The sequence below is a fragment of the Spirillospora sp. NPDC046719 genome (genome assembly GCF_040645715.1).
In the GTDB taxonomy this organism is placed as follows: Bacteria; Actinomycetota; Actinomycetes; order Streptosporangiales; family Streptosporangiaceae; genus Spirillospora.
On sequence record NZ_JBEYYT010000916.1, the window covers coordinates 1 to 1260 of the forward strand.

Below are 1260 nucleotides of genomic sequence, written 5' to 3' on the forward strand. Positions count from 1 at the left end.
GGCCTGCTGCCGGTCCCGGCGTCCCGGTCGATGATCGGATCGAGGAATGCGGCGGCCCGCCCACCGTTTTTCTCCGGGTGCCGCATGTATTCACCGTCCTGAGCTGGAGAGGCCAATCCGCAGAGCCGTTGTATCACGGCGAATTTCGTCCGACAAGATCGCCGGGGACCCTTTTCATTTCTCCGGTCTTTGCTTACTCTCGGGCTGTCACGGCGCAAGATCGCGCCGTGCGGATCGGCGCCGCGCGGTCCGCCCGCCCCGAGAACCGGGACGGTGCGGGGCGCGCGTGATGGGAGCTCCCGTGCTGGACTACCTCATCGACGACCCCGCCCTGCGCGAGCGCGGGCCGGGCGAGGAGCTGGCGGTCGCGGTGGCCCGGGCGGCCGGCGGCGACGCCGCGGTCCGCGTCCGCAGGCCGCTGACCACGCTGTTCCCGCTGGCCTCGACGCGGCCCCGGCCGACCGTCCGGGAGCAGACGAAGGGCGGCACCGTCACCGGCGGGCCGCTGCGGTACGTGCGCGAGCTGCCCGCCGAGGGCGGCGGCGCGAGCGGGACCGCCTACCGGGCGACGCCCGAGGCGGTGTTCCGCGCCGCGGCCGCCAAGGCCGAGCTGACGGAGATCTCGGTGGCCGTCCCGGTGCCGGCCGAGCTGACCCGCGACCCCGCGCTGCTGGCGCGGTTCGTCGAGCACCGCGTAATCGTCCGGCTGTGCACGGTAGAGAACGAGGTGCTGCTGCACGGCAGCGGGGACGGCGCGATCACCGGCCTGCTGAACCTCGACGGCCTGCGCCGGCTGGACGCCTCCGGCCGGCCGGAGGCGCCGGGCCGGATCGACGGCGGCGCCCTGGAGGCGCTGATGGCGGCGTGCGCCGAGGTGGAGGAGACCGGCGGGTCGTGCGACGGCCTGGTCATGCACCCGGCGCTGTACTGGCGGCTCGTCGGCGCGGGCGCGCTGCCCGCGCTGGACTCGGCGGGCCTGCGGATCACCCGGACCCGCATGATCGCGCGGGACCGGGTGCTGCTCGGCGACTTCCGCGCGGGCGTGACGCTGCTGGACGGCGAGGAGTCGGCGCTGGCGCTGCGGGTGCGCGGCGACGCGGCGACGATCACCGCGTCGATGCCGCTCGGGCTGGCGGTGCACCTCCCCCAGCACTTCGTCCTGCTGAGCCTGTGACCTGCGCGCCGGCGCGCCCGGGAGGCGCGGCGGCGGGCCCCCCCCCTCCGCGGGGCCCCCGAACGCCCCGCCCCCGGCCGCCCCGA

1 protein-coding gene is annotated in these 1260 nt (G+C 76.2%); it reads left to right on the forward strand.

Annotated elements, in window-relative coordinates; translation table 11 throughout:
* The first annotated feature begins 289 nt into the window (after positions 1 to 289).
* The gene (locus tag ABZ914_RS51550; RefSeq protein ID WP_500201841.1) at positions 290 to 1174 is read left to right on the forward strand and encodes a family 3 encapsulin nanocompartment shell protein; all 885 of its coding nucleotides are present in this window, start codon (positions 290 to 292) and stop codon (positions 1172 to 1174) included.
* Positions 1175 to 1260: the final 86 nt, after the last annotated feature.